Below are 2,332 nucleotides of genomic sequence, written 5' to 3'. Positions count from 1 at the left end.
TCCCTGACCAGGTCCTTGGTGCAGTGGTCCCCCGTTCGGTCCGGATTTCCGAGGCGCCGAGCTACCAGCAGACCGTCATGACCTATGATCCTTCCTCCAGCGGCGCCCTTTCCTACCTGGAAGCCGCAGCGGAAATTGCTGAACGTTAGAATCTTCTCAACAATTGCACTAGCCAGAGCCGGGGGATGCCAGGCTCTTCCAATGGAGGGATTTATCCATGAGCGATAAGCGACGCGGCCTTGGCCGTGGACTTGGCGCACTGATTCCAAGTTCCGCCTCGGCTAACGCCTCCGGGAACGGTTCCGCTCCGTCCCGGCCCGTGGATCTGTTCTTTCCTGAAGCCAGGAAGCGATCACCTGAAGCGGTGCTCACCGAAGAGCCGCCCGCTGCCTTGGACGGGACGACGACGGCGTCTCCCGCCGTCGACGGAGCCTCGGCAGAGTCAGTTCGCGGTGACGAGTCTGCGGCGCGTGATTCCACAGATGCCAAGCCTGCTGCGAAGCAGGCATCGTCACCGGTGAGCGGATCGAAGAATTCGTCCCCGAAGGCCACCGAGACGACTGCGAAGAAAGCGACTGCACGCAAAGCCGCTCCCTCCAAGGGCAGTGCCCCGGTCCAGGACGTTGCTCCCGTGACCGAAGCGACGACGAACCCCCAGGACAACGGCGTCGACCTCGTGGAGGTACCCGGCGTCCGGTTCGCCGAAATCCCGGTCTCGGACATTCACCCGAACAGGAAACAGCCGCGTTCTGTCTTCGATGAGGACGACATGGCGGAGCTCGTTCACTCTGTTCGCGAAATCGGCGTCCTCCAGCCAATTGTGGTGCGAACTTCAACCGAAGAGGATGGCGAAACCTATGAGCTCGTCATGGGTGAGCGTCGCTGGCGGGCAGTACAGGCCGCCGGGCTGGATACCATCCCGGCAATTGTCCGTGACACGACCGATGATGACCTCCTGCGCGACGCGTTGCTGGAGAACCTGCACCGCAGCCAGCTGAATCCCCTCGAAGAAGCAGCCGCGTACCAGCAGTTGCTGGAGGACTTCGGTACGACGCACGAGCAGCTCGCTGACCGCATCGGCCGGTCACGGCCCCAGGTCTCCAACACTCTGCGCCTCCTGAAGCTTCCGCCGTTGGTGCAGCGTCGCGTCGGGGCCGGTGTTATTTCGGCCGGTCACGCCCGCGCTCTGCTGGCCCTGCCGGATGCAGCCGCGATGGAACGCTTGGCGCAGAAGATCGTCGCCGAGGGAATGTCCGTCCGGGCTACGGAAGAGGCAGTGACGCTCTACCAGAGCCCGGCTGCACCGGCTAAGAACAACATTCCGCGTCCGGGTGCGCGCCATGAGCGTCTCGACTACCTCGCTTCGTCGCTTTCTGATCGCCTGGATACGAACGTAAAGATCTCACTGGGTGCCCGAAAGGGACGCGTAAGCATTGAGTTCGCCAGCGTTGAAGACCTGAACCGCATTATGGAAGTTCTGACGCCGGGTAACCCTAACTAGCGCCCTAGCAATCCTAGGCCGCACACCCGAACTAGCCCCCTAGCAATCCGAGACCGCACTTGGTGCGGAAGGCAGGCCCTGTTTCACGTGAAACGGGGCCTGTTTTTTGTCCGCGGGGCGGTCTACTGGTGTATTTGACCAAGCCGGAGTGCGGGGATCTATGAAGTTACAGTGCGGGTGCCTCGTCCAGTGCGCCATGTGGAAGGTCCGGGCTATGGAGGCGAGCGTTCTATGGGCTTTCGCGTCTCTCAGAGCACCACGGCCTCGCTGGGACAGCGTCGTCGGGTGCTCCAGTGGCCAGTACTGAATGCGCCGGCGTTGAGCGGGCGGGTCTACCTATGGCTGGACGGGCCGGCCGCGTGAGGGTGTGTCAGGGGCTGTCGCAGCTACGCCCCGATACAAGGGCGCCTTGGCCTGCGTTGGGGCCTGGAGGCGCTTACAGGCGGGCGATGGTAGCCGTTTGGCTATGGCTGGAGCGCCTCTATTCGCCAATAATACGGCGGCTGCGAGACTCTTCTGATGGTGTTGTTGGCGGAATGGCTGCGCCCCTCGTCGGTGCCGGACGCTTTGTGTTGGCGCCCCGTAACGTGCGCTGAGACGTTTGTCCGGCTCAGCATCCCTAGTTGTCCCGGGCAGGTGGTCGGAACCGCCGTTGTGTAGTTCCGTTTCATTGCCATTGGTGTTTCACGTGAAACCCGTTTATATCCGGGTACCCGATAATCAGATACATGTCACAGCCCATAGGGCTTCGGATGGATCACTGCGGCTGGCTGCGTTGGAGCGTGTCCGCTGCCCCCAGCGAGTTGGTCGCCAGGGGTGTCAGGGAAAGGT

The 2,332-nt window shown here is 62.3% G+C and carries 2 protein-coding genes; both read left to right on the top strand.

All coding sequences use genetic code 11. The features are described from left to right. Positions 1 to 149, top strand: a 149-nt coding sequence (locus AC1DHD_RS15745) for a ParA family protein (RefSeq protein WP_476880610.1), incomplete at its 5' end; no start/stop codon positions are given. A 68-nt stretch (positions 150 to 217) separates the two neighbouring features. Continuing rightward, positions 218 to 1,501 carry a ParB/RepB/Spo0J family partition protein gene (locus AC1DHD_RS15740; RefSeq protein WP_476880609.1) on the top strand — a complete coding sequence of 428 codons (1,284 nt, stop codon included), beginning with the start codon at positions 218 to 220 and terminating at the stop codon, positions 1,499 to 1,501. Positions 1,502 to 2,332: the final 831 nt, after the last annotated feature.

Source organism: Arthrobacter sp. 05L45_2, assembly GCF_056397525.1.
Note: the sequence above shows the minus strand (reverse complement) of the source record. Positions and strands in the feature narration are given on the sequence as shown.